This is a genomic window from Mesorhizobium loti (assembly GCF_003148495.1).
GTDB lineage: Bacteria > Pseudomonadota > Alphaproteobacteria > Rhizobiales > Rhizobiaceae > Mesorhizobium > Mesorhizobium loti.
The window spans coordinates 185783-200502 of record NZ_QGGH01000007.1; the positions used below are offsets into that span (position 1 = coordinate 185783).

The window sequence follows — 14720 nt, forward strand, 5'->3', positions numbered from 1 at the left end:
ATACGCTTATCCAGGATCACGGGCCGACCAATATCGACTTTAACGGAGTTCCTGCCGGCAAGGCCTGATACGCGGCCTCGGCTTGCCGATGGCACTCGGCAAGCCATTTTTCCGGTGTGTCGTCGGCCAGCAGGTCGGCCGCGAACGTCGGAATCAGCTTCTCGGCCTCGGCGGCTGCCATCCCCCAGTCGTAGCATTTGAAGGTGATGAGGTCGGTGTCCCAGACGGAATGGAAAGTCGTGAAATCTCTGAACGTCGAGTTGTCGGGCGCGGGCTGGGTGACGTTGAAGGTCACCGTCAGGGTGTTTCCTCCCTGGTCTTTCTGGCTTCGATCAACGCGCTGAACGCAATGCAGGGGCAGGGCAAGGTCGCCCGTCAGGTGGATCACAAAGGCCAAGGCCTTTCAACGGGATTCGTCATCCTTCGTCGCATCGGACAATATCGCTTAAACCCGAGAAGGTCGAACACTCTAGGCCACTCAAACGGGTTGCGGACAGTTCTATCCCAAACAACCGACGCAAGTATCAATGACCACCGTCTAGCTCCTCGCTTTTGGTCGCCTCAGATACAGCCCTTGTAACCCGCAGACGCCTTATAATCGCGTCATATCACGCAGAGAGAAATCCGGTAGATCGCAGTTCATCCTCGATCTTCGAGAAGGCGATCCGCGCCTGCACAAATTGGTCGTTGGTAATTTGCCCGGAATGTGCCTCGTTTGTACGGACAACTCGAATTGCTTCCAAATAGAATTCGAACTCGTTCTTCGTAATTGAGAAAAGATTCTCGAACACGCTCCATTTGGCTATAATCATTTTTGCCAGATCGCTTAGATTGAGATCGATGGAATTCGGTTGAAGCGCCCCCGAAAAGCCCCGGTCAGTTACCCGCTTTAGGCTCTGTCCCGAAAGGATGGATATTGCCTCCTGCTGCGCCTTTTTTCCAAAACTCGCCGTAAACATCGCCAGAATAAGCCGCCTAATAGCGGGCTCGATGGTCGCTCTGCGGGCGGCAACCTCCACCATTCGCTCCTCGTTCGTCTTTACCAATCTCACATACTTGGACTTCTTTCGTAGATGGTCACGGACTGACTCGATTCGGAAGAAATAGCCGTCACGTCCCTTGGCAATCAGGCCATATCCAATAAGATGGCTCGTGAGCGATGTGTCCTGCGCAAATGAATTGAATAGATCTATGTCGTCGTTGGCCAATGAATTCAACATAACATATTCGTCCGGGAAATCCCGTATAAGTACATCTAGTATCATTTCTGTGTAATTCGCATAATTTACCTCAAAATCTAGTTTTGCCTTGTCGTACATTGACTTGTCAACCTCGACAGGCCTCGCCATATTGGCATTTCTGTTGATTATAGAACAGATATGCCTGACCAGATACGGATGGCCGCCAAAGTCATCGTGCAATTTGGAACACACGACATCATTGAATTGAAGCCCCATATAAAGACCCAACTTTTTTACCATCTCCGATGTCTGGCTGTGGTCAAATCCTGGAATGTATTCGATCGGGACACCGTTGAATATCGGATTATCATGCCCTTCAATAAACGCACTCTCTATGCATTGAGAATTTGTACCAATCAGAGAGAAGGAAAACACGCCTGTGTGACGCTGAAATGCGGAACGTATAGCCTGCCAGAATAATATGAAATCAGTTCCGGATGACCAGTGCGGCGACGACCCAGTCTTGGGTGAAATTCGCTCAACTTCGTCAAAAGCAACTATAATGGGAGATCGCTTGAGAGCCAAAAAGAGCGTTTTTATATCGTCAAAAAATTGATCCGACGCGTTCAGCTCTGTATATTTGCTCTCGTCAATCAAATTGTGCTTCAAGCTATATTTTATTGTCGTCTGGCGTAGAATGTAGGGCAGCAATTGAAACCATCGGCGCTGATGTACGGATGGGTTCTGACAATCTATTGAGACAAACGTTTGACCGTTCAGCCTACTCGCTCGTTCCAATCCAAAAATTATGGATGTTTTACCGCTTCTACGGAGACCGAATAAAGCAGAATTTTCATTTGAGCGGTGTCTCGACAGAATGCTATTTATAAGATCGGTGCGCCCAAAAAAGTATGTGTCGCGCTTGAGCGGGCTTTCGAACGCAAATAGGTCTCGTGAGAAAAAGTGCTGTCGAAACCTGTTTATAATAAGCGACTTATCTCTATTGTTTATCAATTCATAATAGGTAAATGGTATTATTATTGGTAACTCTGGATCGCTTTTTAGTACGTCTTTTATACGTTCGACGATATTTCGATCTCTGCTTATCAACACACGGCAGATGGGATCTATCCTGAGCTGATTGAATCGGCTTGCCGCAACCTCGAAGGCGTCGATGGTTCGGACCTCAAATTCTTCATAATTACTGAAAACTGCGACTACTTCGCGTTCCAAATTAAACATTCTCGCAGCCGGGTCACATGGTTTGCCCAGGAAGGCCCGATAGTTGCTTTTTTCGGAAAGGATTAATGGGCGCGTCCCGGACGTAATATACCATTCCGAGGCAAAGCGCCTAATGATCTGCTGCTCCTCTCCACCATATACGTCGTACTCGAAGCTGGGATGTATTCCTGGTGATGCCATACTGCTAGATGCCCCTCGGAAGGAATGGTTGCTAATTTGTTGAACCATGCCCTGTTTGTAAAGTCCATCGCCGCGCCTTCGGAGCGGCGCTTCGGGACATCGAGCGGCCTTCGCTCGACGAGAGACTTTTCCCCTGTGTTAGGCGAGAGCACTTTGGGTTGGGACCGGGCTTTATTAATGCGCGCGCGATCACGAACTGAAATGACTCCGTTATTTCGCGTTCTCCAGGTATTCATTTCAGATTCGCTTTTTTCTGCCAGGTCCCAGTCTTTCGTTTAGCTCGACCGCAGATTCGTGGATATCGATCCAAGTTTAAAACTCAAACCAGCGTATATGTTTGATGCGGTTCGGTTGTGTTCGCCGTGCCGTCAGTGACGACGATGTTCGTTGCGGCCGTGGCTGCCAGTTTGAAATCTCGTGTCTGCAACGGGCACTCAGCATCTTGCGCAAGCGCCAGCGATGCGCCTCGGACTCAACGTAAAAGATCAGGTCGCTATGTTCACGACGATCTGAATGTCCGCTCGTCGTGCATCCCAGCCTAAGGCGGCCTGTTTGCAATCGGCCTGAAGCGGATATCAGCCGGTTCTACAATTGGCGGTCGACTGGGGTTCCTGAAAGCTTTTCGAACTTTCTGGGTTGCGCCTCGGCCTGAATTGCGAGTGCTCATGGACAAAGTTGGATACTAGAGTCGCTTCGAAGGCATCGCTTTCTGGCACGTTGTGCCTTATGGCGCGAGCACGAACTCCTAAGTGCCATGTTTGAACAGCGGCATTGGGCCTTCGGTCGCAGAGATAGAACTTGCTATTGCCCGAAAGCGGACATGTTCGCTCACGTCTCCGGGTCTGTCGCAGCGCGGCTGGTGCATCGCCGGCCACCCTGTTCCGAACGCGACCCTCGATTGATGAAGCAGCCCGGCCGTGCGATCGTGGCAAAACCAATCACAGTCTTGCCCGGCGAGGACGATCCGAAGTGGCCGAGTTGGTACCCAGTGACTTGTCCCAGTCGCTCGCTTCCGAGATTGGGCAACTCGTGGCTGCCTTCTCGATCGGATTCGCTCAAGCGAGTAGAAGCTCGAACCAGTTGGATGCCCATCTTCGAGGCTCGGGCACCCTTGTTCAGGTAAGGAGCACCAGAGCAATCTTGACGGCCCACCATGTGCTCGACGCGCTTCCCACATCAGGCGAGTTGGGTTTGATCATGTCGCCATATGTGGGTGCCCACACGGTGGAGGTTGAAGCCCTGCAATATCTAAAGATTGCTCGGGGGACAGAAGACGAGCAGGGACCTGACTTGGGGGCAGTCATTCTTCCAGCTGTCCTTCCATCCAGCCTTACGGCAAAAAAGTCGTTTGCAAATTTGGACAAGCATTGGGAGCGGATAGCGAGCGGACAACCAGAACTGAGGGACGGTCTTTGGTGCCTTTGCGGCCTTCAGGATGCACTGACACGAGACTTCGAGCCCGCGCTGGGCTTCAAAAAGCTAAAGCGGTTTGCCGGCTTTTGTCCGATTGGACAGGTCAATGAAGCACCTCCTATTGAAAATTATGACTACCTCAGTTTTCCGATCCCCCATGGACCGAATTCGCCAATGCCGGGCAATATTGGTGGGACAAGCGGTGGAGGTCTCTGGCAGATTCTGCTGAAACAAGAGGCCGATTGCCGGATTAGACCGGTTGACTGCCTGCTATCAGGTCTCGCCTTCTACCAAGGCCCGATCGAAAACGGTTGGTCTCGTGTAAGATGTCACGGCCGCAAGAGTGTGTATGACATCGCTCGCAACGCAATCCAGAATGCTATTGCCATGTGACCGAACGTGAAGTGGAACCAAAGTCCGTTGGGGTGAATAGCCATGCCGCTCATTCTACGCACCGGGGTACTCGTCGTCGGTTCGCTCTATTGGGAGAGCACTATCTAGGGCGGCGCTTTTGTTGGAACGCCAGACCCGGTTCGCTCGAACTGGGGAAGACACGCCTGAAACTAGACAAGCGGTCGAGGCAGTACGTTCGCGTCCCTACACGAGAGTTAGCCAGGAACCTACTCAGACTGAACATCGTCGGACCGTAGACGCGTCATAATCGCCTCGGCGGTTTGGGCCGGCGACCAATTCTCAACATCGATGTAACCATCGATTCCGAACAATCCCGGTACTTGCGCTTGATCGAGGCGAAGAAGCATCACCGTTGCGTCGCGTCGTTGCTTGATAATGTTACGGATAGCGCGCCATTCGAGGCCGCACCACTCTTTGGCAATGTAGTCGCCACACAGGAATACGACGATCAGGTCGGAGTTATCGTGATAAATGCGCTGCAAGAGCACATCTAGGTTTGGCCGCGCCAACTCCGCAACATAGTCATTGTCATAGAACACGGAATCGTGCCCGAGATCGTTCTTCAAATGCTCGGCGACTGCGCGAACAAACGGACGGTGCTCGCCTGGAAAGGAAAGCGCAACCCGGAACCGCCGCGTATCAAACGTCGAGGACGTTGCCACTTTGGGCTTTGTCGTGGCGAGCATGGCATCAATCGCCGAGAGCGATGCCGCATAAGGATCAATATCGATCTTCGCTTCCATCAGATAGCGAGGATGTGTTCGGCCAAGGTGATGCAAGACATGATTGAGCCAAATCGCCAAACGATTGCTGTTGCTGCAAGATATCGGCTTGCCATTCGTTGACGGGGGGAAATTGGATGCGAAGTCGTTGATGGCGTGCAACTTAATTCGGTCGCACTCCCTATCCGAGAAGATGTTTCCCGCACGTTGCGCCATGCGAATAAAGTGCGCCGTCGGCTCGCCCTCCAGCAACGCACAGCAAGAGAACTGACAGCCCCTTAAACCCGCCATGGCGATGTTACTCGACTGCATACTTTCGAACATTCGCTTGGTCGATTCCTCGGAACCGTCGAGCTGGCCGTAATACTGCCAGAGCATTATCTGATGATTGGGTTTTCTGAAGGTCCGATCCGCCGGAATTCTCTCTTGCGAAAAGTATAAGATCGAAAGCGAGAGGTCAGGAAACGTTCCGGCTTCTGCCTCGAACGCCTTTTGAAGTCTTATCAGTTCGGGTCGTTTTCCAAGGACGGGCATGGGAAGGTGTTCAAGGGCAAGGATTAGGTTTTCAAAAGGCAGCTCGGAACGTAGCTGGGATCCTGATACTCAAACAGCTGAATCTTTCCGATCGATGTAAGCTGCTGACCAAGAAATACCGAAAGTGCGAAGGGTCCGTAGAAGAACAGCTTTGTCATGCGGAGCTGACGGACCTTAAGCAGCTTGCCGAGCTCCTCCCGAACGGCCGTTGCCATAGCGACAGCGTCGCTATCGCCGCCGATCGATTGTGATCCTTGACTCGGCGGCGCCATGAATACGAAAGCGTTCGGCGTATGGCCGGTCGACTCGATGTACCGCATGACATCGGCGCGACCGTCACCCCGAATATTCAAACCAAGGACAAGGTCGGTGCCGCTTGGGTTGGCTTCTGTGACTTCCGTCTGCAATGCATAACCAGGCGTCGGCACTGCATCTGAGCGCCAATGATCCTTCGCCGGAGGCTGAGGAATTTCAAAGGTCCAGCCGCCGACGGCCGGAAATGTCGCCCCGAGGGCGACGCCGGTTGAGAGCGCGCATTTTCCGCGCAGCCGTATAGTACGAACGGCGCCAGCTGCCATGATCTGCTTTCGCAAGGCGTCGAGTTGCGGGACGAGATCGTTGGTCCAGGCGTCCGGCGCAGGCACCTTCCTCGCCGCCCGGTCAAAGAGAGGGGCCCAATCCAGCTCGTAGTCCGCGAGTGGCGTGAATGTTTCTTTCGTCCAGTTGTGGATCCAAAGCGTTACACTGGCGTCCTGCGATAGATCAGCGAGGACCGCCGAACGCAGCAAAGTTTCGAGCGAGGACTTGTCCAGAACGACGCCTTTGCTGGCGCCGATTTTTGCCAAAAGTGCGGCGTAGGCGGGCAAAACCATCGATCGAATCTTATTTGCAAACTCAGGGTGGCCAAGCATTCGACCGATGAAGATATCAAGCGCTCGGTCATCATGCGCGAGATCCCCATGGCCGACGTCGATAAATACTTTCCCGTGGATGAAGGCGATTTCCTCGGAGCCAAGTCCGACATTCCGCATGCGCTCATCAAGATCGGCTTGCGTTTGGGCAAGCGCTGGAACTTCGTCGTCATAGAAGGGCTTTGCGTTTCGAAAACGTGAGAGCCCCGTTTCAATGGGCCGCATCTGCTGCGAAAGACTTGGGCATGCCAGCCGAAATTCTTGGTAAACGTCCGGCATGCGCGCATCAAAACCACGAAACGCCTCGATGACTTCCTTGAATTCGGCAGGCGCCACGTCGTGGTCTTTGGTCTGTAGGTGCTTTCGGCGCGACTTCCCGTCTTCGACATAGCGAATGTCGATGTCGCCCGTGCCTTCCGTGAAGAGTTGATGAAAGGCGCCATCCTGCAACCAGATTGGCAGGTGGCATACCGTGTAGCGCGTCTGGAAATCAAAGCCCTTTCCAGCGTTAAGGCCGCCCATCGCGTCCGGAGAGAGTAGTGAGCCCTTACCATTGGCCGATCCGGAAGAGGTTTTGGCCATTGGCTTCTCCTACACGCCGAACGTCGAACCGAAAAGCTTTCGCCATAGCTTGCGGCTTTCCGCTTCATCGGTCGCATCGAGCGCCTGGCGTGCGGTCGTGACGGCCGATTTCACTTGGTCAAGGAAGGCGTCGAACTCGGCGCTTCCCCACCGCTTAGCGACGTTCACGCTTCCAAAGCCTGGATCGGCTATGAAGGGCACGACGCCTAAGCCGCAATAGAACCCGTAAGACGAATTGATTCCTTCAAACACACTAACAATGGCGCTCGCGTGCGAGGTGGGCCAACCTATCGTTTGGTGGACTAGTGTTTCCAAGATGTAGGACTTCGGTTTTGATTTCTCGGTTGGCAGCCGATCGCGCCAGGACTTCATCAGTTTGACGGTCTGCACATAGTAGCCGCCCGTATCCTTGTTCTTCTCGGTCGCGGCGCTGATCTGTCCCTTGGGGTGCGATTGCACCCACTGCTTGGCATCACGGTCCGGAATCCAAAGTGGACCGTCCTGGTAGACGGGCGATCCGGGCACGATGTCGAGCCATACGCCTTTGGCGCTGACACCAATGGATCTGCCCTGTGGGCGCGTTTCGGTGTAATATTTATCGAGTATACCTTGGAGCCAGGTTAGGACGACTTCGGGCTCGGATCCCTCCGCGTAAACATCCAAATCGAGGATACAAATCACATCCACATCTTCGATGTTGTGGATGGCCGTGTGCCGCTTGTAGGAACCCGTCAGAAACGTTTCTTCGTGAGCATCCTTCGCATCTTCGTCCGTCTTGAGCTCGTCGCGGACCTTCTCGTGCGCTTTCTTGGCTGTGCTAACAGCATCGTCATCAGGCTCGCACGAGCTGACATATTTCGCGAAATCTCCCGGCAGCTCCACGCGTTAATCCTTTTCCCGGAGCGCCGGAAGCTGCGATGGGTCGATGCCGTATGCGGCGACGAATCCCGCAAGGAAGTCACCGCAAACGGGGCATTGCTCGTCCCGTTCAAAATAGATGCCGTACCAGCGATTGATCGTCATTTCATCGCGGCTCTCGCTCAAGGGAGGCATCTCGGCATACTGGGTGCCGGGTTCAGGCCGGTTGATCCAGAGATACCAGGGTGCATCGAAGTCCCGTTTGAGCACATTGAGTGTGGAGGATTTGCCGGCGAGAAGTTCGAGCAGGGCGAGCTTGGCGAGTTGCGTGGCTATGGGAAGAACATCTAGAGAAAGCCCTGGCTCAACGGCCACAGGCCGATCCGAGTAGGCAATGACGTCGGCGTCATCCTGCGAGGACACCTCAACGTCGGATGCTGCATCCGGCAGAGCGGAAACGAAGCACTGCTGACACGGGGACTCTTTTGGACGGACCCGCAAGATCTGGCCACCATAGGCACGGCGGAACGCACCGCCGTAGACGGCCGGTTTGTTCGCCGATACGCAAATCTCGTTGATCAGCAATTTGCTTTGCCGGTTGTCGGTTCCGCAGATGACAAGGTCAGCCGTTTGCACAAGCCCGGCAATCATGTCGCGATTGCCAAAACTGGCTTCGGCCACACGCACATCGACCTGTGCGTTGGGATTTTTTTCGAGGATGAGATCGCGTGTAACATTCACCTTGGCGCGGCCCACCTGCGAGATCCCGCCCGGATGCCGTACCACATTGCCGACCGACAACCGGTCTCGATCCACGAGCATGAAATGGCCCACACCAGACTTGGCCAATTCGACCGCGACGTGTGCTCCGCCCGTTCCAAGGCCGATGCACAGGACCGTCCGATCCTTCAGGATAGTCGTTTCCAATATTCCCGCGCGGCGTAGGTCGAGTTGCGGCTCAATATCGGCAAACACCACCTCCCGCCGATCAACTGTATGGTCATGAGGTTCGATCAGCTCTGCCCGATACGCGATGTTGTCAGGCGATACGAACACGTCGGCCCGATGCACCGGCTTGTCGGTCTCGATGATTGAGATCACCATCCCTCCGGCTGGCTGTCCCTGCTGCTTGCCGAACACGAGCGTCGCTGGCACTTGAGTGCCGCTGCTCTGAATGCACAGGTCTAACTGAGTGAGTGCGTCGCCATCGTCCCAGGAACTGAACTCAACTGGAAGTGAACCGACTTTTGTCAGGTAGGGCCACTTTTCGCGTAGCCACCCCGATGAAAGGGTCACGACACCAAACATATCGGCATCGTCGGCCGTGATATTCAGCGCCTGCGGTGTGGACGCCCCTTCGGAGACGGCCACGATCGTACGCTTTGTCTTGTCGTAGACAAGCTTTGATTTGCCAGGTTTCCGCTGGGCGATTGCTTGCATCGCATCGCGGATCATCGAGCGTTGGTCGCTGTTGCTCATGCGGCCTCCTGCATGGTGCGAACGAAGTCAGCAAGATCGCGCCCCGTGGCTAGGTGCTGTTCGTAAGCTTCGAGCCAGAGCATGGCCTTGAGAAAAACTTTTTGTAGAACGATGCCTGCATGCCAACGGTCGGCACGCCAATGGCAAATCTGAACCCAGCCTGCCGAGTGCGGCTCCAAGGTGTGCATTGCATGGGAGACGCCCAACCCCGAAATGACTGCACCATGGTAATTCAGCAGTGGCTTGGGATCGGTGATGTAGAGCGACGGCCGCTCCGTGGGATAACCTGGAGGGATTGTGCAGAAAAGCTGATAGCTTCGGCCTGAGCTCGTCGTCGCCGTGCCCGATGCGTTGTACGTATCGTATGTCGCGTAATGATAAACGCCGAACTGCGCAAAGCCTTCATTTTGAAGTATCTGGTGCTCAAGCGCCAGGCGTTGCTGCTGTGTTACCGTCCACGTCAAGCGATACCTCTTTCGGTCTTGGCCGCACGATACACCTGCACAATGCCGCCAATATCCGGGACCATCAGCCCCGCCGGCACTTCAATCTGCTCGGCACCACCGGTTGCCCGATCAAGACGATGAACCTCAAGGACGTTCATCGGCCATTTCCGATCGATAGCGAACGCAAGGTGATGCGGCTCCTTCAACTGAGCGACTAAAATCTTGCCAAAAGCTGTCGTGTGCTGCTCGATCGGTGCGCCGCTCTCTCGCTCCAGAGCTTCGGCCAAATGAGACACTGCTCTCTCGTGCGTTGTTGGATCGGCGCCCGGGTTTTTGCTGACGATGGGAAGCTCGGTGGCGTCGCCAATGCGGACGCGGTCCAGCATAACGCTTTGCCATTCATCGAGCGATTGTTCCGGGAATGTACCACGCATGCGCAACACTTCGCGCACAGGACTGCATCCAGCATGAACCATGACGTTCATCGCGGTCGGCTCATCCTCAACACCGAGATCATAGAACCACGGATGGACGCGCACGACGGGCATCTTGCGCGATCCCTCCGTCGTGACGATAATTTCCACCATCCCGGGGAAGTTGTTGCGGTTTCCAAGTTGGCGGATGCGTCTGCGGTCGCCGGAACTCGGAGCCGAGAGGCCGAGCCGGTGGTGAGAGTGCCAATCGCCGAAGTAGCGAAGCGCCCAATCGGTCGCGAGCGGTTCGCTTAATTGCCGGAGATAGTCGACATCGAGGCGAAAATGCGCATTGTCGCGCTGGGCGTTCGGACCTGCTTTTGTTGCAAGAAACACCGTCGGATTACCTTGCCAGCGACCGAAGAGGTCGCCTCCGGTCTCGACGGTCCAGGCCCCAGCTTCTGCGGCGATGGCGCGTAGCTCTGACTCCCAGATGATAAGAGTTCTGCTCGGCGCTTGCCGAACGGAGGGTCTTGTCGGCGTACGTTCCACCTGAGGCGCGGACGCGGACGGCCCGGGCACCTTTGATTTGCGACGGCCAAGAAATTTGGCAATCCGCTCGACTACCATTCCGCCTCTCACTCAATCACGCAACCCAATTCAACCACGAATCGAGAGCTACCGATCCTGCACCATCTAGTCGCAAGGAACAATAAGTGAACATAGTTTTTCCACGCAAATCAAACCTGCTATTAGTCACTGGTGACATTGTATTTTCTTCCACCGCCGCGTGAAAGCGGCTGCTATGGCGGCGTGGCATGTAGTTGCAATGTGCCCTTCCACACAGACGCCTGCGTCCGGGCCGGGATTTCCTATGAACCAGCTTACCGGACTTTTCCGCGGTGCCGACGCCGCGGGCAATCGGCCTGTTCGTGCCCAAAGCAAGCGACAGGTCCGCGTCATGAGACACCCCGGCGCCCTTCGCATCATCTCGTGCTCCAGCGTGCCATGGCGCGCGGATAGGGCAGGGGCAGGCGACGCGATCGGGGGATTGCCGCCCGTAATCGGGGCGGGCGCCTTGCCGAGCAGCAAAACTGTGCGTTGACTACGGGTCAACTGGCGAACGCCGGCGACTCGGCGGCAAAATCTGCTCCTGTGAAGCAACGCAGGAGGCGAACGATGGAATTCTTTTGCGGACTGGACGTGGCGATGGACGAAACAGCGGTGTGTGTCGTCGACGATCATGGCGTGGTGCATCTTGAGATGACGGCGTTGACTGATCCCGATGCGCTGTTTGCGGAGCTGAAGCCGTTTCTGCCGCGCCTGCGGCGTGTCGGCCACGAGGCCGACGCGTTGTGGCCCTGGCTGCATCCGGAACTCAAGAAACTCGGCCTGCCGGCCATCTGCCTGAAGACGCAGCACGTGCGCGCCGCGATGTCGGCCCAACGCAACAGGACCGACAAGGCCGATGCGCTGGGCATCGCCCATATCATGCGCACCGGCTGGTTTCGGCAGGCCCATATCAAGTCGGAAAGCTGCTACCGGACGAAGCTTTTGTTGACGCACCGGCGCAACCTGAAAGCCAAGTTCCTCGACCTGGAGAACGCCATCCGCCATTCGCTGAAGGCATTGGCATCCGCCTGAGCAAGGTCGGACGCGGCGCTTTCGAGCAGGCGGTGCGCCAGGCTGTGGCGGAGGATCCGCTGTCGTCCGAGCTGATGGACGCCATGCTGTCAGCGCGCGCAGCGCTGTGGAGACAGTATTGCCGACTGCACGATCTCGTCGTCAAAATGGTGGCCCGCAGCGAACTGTGCCGACGCTTCATGGCGATCCCTGGCGTCGGCCCCGTCACAGCACTTTCGTTCATGACGGCGATTGACGATCCGTCGCGCTTCCGTCGCTCGCGCGACGTCGCGGCCTACTTCGGACTGACCTCGCGGCGCTGGCAGTCGGGCACCTCGATCGACGTCCAGGGTCGCATATCGAAAGCCGGCGATGCTGATGTGCGGCGCTCGCTGTACGAGGCGGCGTCGAGGCTGATGACGCGCTTCAAGGGCTCGGACAAGGTCAAGAGCGGGGGCCAGGCGATCGCCAAACGATCATGCCACCACAAGGCCTGTGTCGTCGTCGCGCGCAGCTGGCGGTGATCATGCACGCCATGTGGACCGACGGAACGTTTTATGTCGACGATTCTGCGGCGATCCGGAGCGATGCCGCCCGGCGCGCTCATCGCAAGGATCGCAGGCTGCTAGGGGCGCATCGATGAACGGTGCAACGGAAATTGAAGCGCATGGCGCCGACGCGCTGACCGGCGCCACCTGACACAAGAGATCCGCTCCGGCGGATGAGGACCGATGCGGACCAGGAACGACGGAACGCACGTTATCTTATGGGATGGCCCGCCCCTCCAGTTCCAGCCAAACTGCTAGTCCGTGTCAGAAGGAGGAAGGAAAATGAACATCGTCGTACTCGGAATCGATCTTGGAAAGACGCTCTGCAGCCTGGTCGGCCTCGACCGTGAAGGAGCGGTTGTGCTGCGTCGTCGGATACGCCGTGCGTCCCTTACTGCATTCGTCGAAAAGCAATCGCACTGCATCATTGGCATGGAGGCGTGCTGCGGTGCTCATCACCTCGCGCGTCAGTTTGACTCGCTCGGACACAATGTCCGGCTGATGCCACCAGAGTATGTCAAACCGTACGTGAAATCACACAAGAACGATGATCGCGATGCGGAGGCAATCGCCGAAGCGGCGACACGGCCGACAATGCGCTTCGTGCCGATCAAGTCGGAAGAGCAACTCGATGTGCAGACTTTGCACCGTGCCCGCGAGCGGCTGGTCGGCACTCGGACGGCGCTGATCAATCAACTGCGCGGCGTGCTTTTCGATCGCGGCATCGTCATCGCCAGGGGGCGCCCAAAGCTGAGCCTGTGGCTGCGCGAGAACCTGCCGGACAACACGCTCCTAACCGCCAGGATGCGGCAACTCGTTGATGACATGGTCGACGAATTGCACTCGCTCGATCATCGGATCAAGCAGCTCGATCAAGAGTTCGAAGCGCTCGCGAAGAGCGATCAACGGGCTCGTCTGTTGCGCAGTGTTCCGGGCATTGGCGCGCTCAATGCAACAGCGCTGGCAGCAGCGGTCGGCGACGTGTCGGCGTTTGCGAAGGGGCGTGACTTCGCTGCTTGGCTGGGGCTTGTTCCACGTCAGATCACGACCGGCGGCAAGCCGCGCCTGTCGGGGATCAGCAAGCGCGGGAGCACCTACATGCGCGTGCTGTTGATCCATGGCGCGCGAGCGGCACTGCCATATCTGGCGCGAATGGACACCCAGCTCGACGCCTGGCTGCAGGCACTGCTCAAGCGCGCCAAGCGCAACGTAGTGGTCGTTGCGCTTGCCAATAAACTGGCCCGGATCGCCTGGGCGGTGATGTCGAACCAGCGCCCCTATGAAGCCGCAATGGCGTCGAAGGGGTAACGAGTTGGTCGAGCGGGAGCGTCCCGGCAACTGCTCGGCCGCATGAAGTCTGCGGGAGGATGTACATAGAGATGGCCCAACGGTTGATCGGCGTTCGGCAAACCTGTCGGCAGGCAGCGGCCCTTTCGAGGTCGTGTATCTTGTTAGGAGCCGGGCGCGCGAATCTCCATCTTGGCAGGGCGCGCAGAGCGCCGAGGCCGGATACATTGGTGCAGACCGGTTGTTCCATCCAAAACATTCTGCTTGCAGACGCGGCGGGCCATACATTGCCTGCGGCCGCGCCGATCGCGAGACGGCCGGACCGCGCCGGATTGCCTGTGACGCTGCTCCGTCACTCCGATGGAAAAGTGCGCCACGACGGTTCCCGTGCTGCAAATAAGCAGCGCTGCTACCCCGTCGCAGAGCGCGGAAGACTGCACGGCGCATCGGAACTCGACGTAAGAGTACGGGATCGTGTCGTAGAGCATAGAATAGTGTATTATCGTAGATTGGAAGGAGAACGACGATGGAAAGAAAGTCTCGCAAAATACGACCGATTAAGACGGCGAGATAAAAGGCCGCGAGGTGCGGCGTCGATCGGTTGTGTTGTTTCAATAGGTTAGAAGCTGATTTTGCGAGGTGTGGATGTTTACTGCACACTGCCAGAATATCGATATCTCAGCTATTTCCGTGGCTTAGTGCAATGTGCGAGGGCTCGGCGGGCAGTTGAGGAAGCTTGGGCCGGGAAGGGGGCGTGGTCAGAGACGGGAGCGAGACGCTCGACAGAGAACCCAGTTATCGGAAGGGAGCACGGGTCACTTCGGTGACCTCCGGTAGGCAGGCAGTTGAGCCGATGGATCCTCAACGTCAGGATCTCGTCGACCTGG

10 protein-coding genes and 1 pseudogene are annotated in these 14720 nt (G+C 56.3%); 3 read left to right on the forward strand and 8 right to left on the reverse strand.

The annotated features are described in order from the left end of the window. Window positions 1-16: 16 nt before the first annotated feature. Both C8D77_RS24405 and C8D77_RS24410 read right to left on the reverse strand, forming a co-directional pair. Window positions 17-388, reverse strand: coding sequence for a S1/P1 nuclease (locus C8D77_RS24405; RefSeq protein WP_245951866.1), 372 nt, complete (start codon window positions 386-388; stop codon window positions 17-19). Between the two features lie 220 nt (window positions 389-608). Further along, complete coding sequence (locus C8D77_RS24410; protein ID WP_170136809.1) at window positions 609-2603, reverse strand: ATP-binding protein; 1995 nt, start codon at window positions 2601-2603, stop codon at window positions 609-611. Between the two features lie 1140 nt (window positions 2604-3743). Between C8D77_RS24410 and C8D77_RS24415 the strand changes: the two genes are divergently transcribed. Continuing rightward, complete coding sequence (locus tag C8D77_RS24415; RefSeq protein ID WP_146211804.1) at window positions 3744-4409, forward strand: hypothetical protein; 666 nt, start codon at window positions 3744-3746, stop codon at window positions 4407-4409. Window positions 4410-4636: 227 nt separating this feature from the next. On the opposite strand, the gene C8D77_RS37680 is transcribed toward C8D77_RS24415, so the two are convergent. Genes C8D77_RS37680 through C8D77_RS24445 form a run of 6 tightly spaced genes read right to left on the reverse strand, consistent with a single transcriptional unit; the run spans window position 4637 to window position 11005 of the window. Continuing rightward, a complete protein-coding gene (locus C8D77_RS37680) occupies window positions 4637-5686 on the reverse strand; it encodes a TIR domain-containing protein (RefSeq protein WP_170136810.1) in 1050 nt (349 codons plus the stop codon). 23 nt (window positions 5687-5709) lie between these two features. Further along, window positions 5710-7179 carry an SAVED domain-containing protein gene (locus C8D77_RS24425; RefSeq protein WP_109668802.1) on the reverse strand — a complete coding sequence of 490 codons (1470 nt, stop codon included), beginning with the start codon at window positions 7177-7179 and terminating at the stop codon, window positions 5710-5712. Window positions 7180-7188: 9 nt separating this feature from the next. Further along, window positions 7189-8061, reverse strand: coding sequence for an SMODS domain-containing nucleotidyltransferase (locus tag C8D77_RS24430; protein WP_109668804.1), 873 nt, complete (start codon window positions 8059-8061; stop codon window positions 7189-7191). A 3-nt stretch (window positions 8062-8064) separates the two neighbouring features. Continuing rightward, complete coding sequence (locus tag C8D77_RS24435) at window positions 8065-9516, reverse strand: HesA/MoeB/ThiF family protein (protein WP_109668806.1); 1452 nt, start codon at window positions 9514-9516, stop codon at window positions 8065-8067. Continuing rightward, window positions 9513-9980 (reverse strand): hypothetical protein, encoded by a 468-nt coding sequence (locus C8D77_RS24440; protein WP_109668808.1) that lies wholly within the window; start codon window positions 9978-9980, stop codon window positions 9513-9515. The genes C8D77_RS24435 and C8D77_RS24440 overlap by 4 nt, the downstream gene beginning before the upstream one ends. Further along, a complete protein-coding gene (locus C8D77_RS24445; protein ID WP_109668810.1) occupies window positions 9977-11005 on the reverse strand; it encodes a Mov34/MPN/PAD-1 family protein in 1029 nt (342 codons plus the stop codon). The genes C8D77_RS24440 and C8D77_RS24445 overlap by 4 nt, the downstream gene beginning before the upstream one ends. 549 nt (window positions 11006-11554) lie before the next feature. Between C8D77_RS24445 and C8D77_RS24450 the strand changes: the two are divergent. Both C8D77_RS24450 and C8D77_RS24455 read left to right on the forward strand, forming a co-directional pair. Beyond that, window positions 11555-12641: pseudogene (locus C8D77_RS24450) on the forward strand (IS110 family RNA-guided transposase). Between the two features lie 187 nt (window positions 12642-12828). Next, entirely contained in the window at window positions 12829-13854 is a 1026-nt protein-coding gene (locus C8D77_RS24455) for an IS110 family RNA-guided transposase (protein WP_109668812.1), read from the forward strand. Window positions 13855-14720: the final 866 nt, after the last annotated feature.

What these genes read in the sequence shown, in the direction of transcription:
- C8D77_RS24410 (WP_170136809.1), bottom strand. Translation starts at nt 2,603, where the DNA reads ATGGCATCACCAGGAATACATCCCAGCTTCGAGTACGACGTATATGGT.
- C8D77_RS24435 (WP_109668806.1), bottom strand. Translation starts at nt 9,516, where the DNA reads ATGAGCAACAGCGACCAACGCTCGATGATCCGCGATGCGATGCAAGCA.
- C8D77_RS24455 (WP_109668812.1), top strand. Translation starts at nt 12,829, where the DNA reads ATGAACATCGTCGTACTCGGAATCGATCTTGGAAAGACGCTCTGCAGC.
- C8D77_RS37680 (WP_170136810.1), bottom strand. Translation starts at nt 5,686, where the DNA reads ATGCCCGTCCTTGGAAAACGACCCGAACTGATAAGACTTCAAAAGGCG.
- C8D77_RS24445 (WP_109668810.1), bottom strand. Translation starts at nt 11,005, where the DNA reads ATGGTAGTCGAGCGGATTGCCAAATTTCTTGGCCGTCGCAAATCAAAG.
- C8D77_RS24425 (WP_109668802.1), bottom strand. Translation starts at nt 7,179, where the DNA reads ATGGCCAAAACCTCTTCCGGATCGGCCAATGGTAAGGGCTCACTACTC.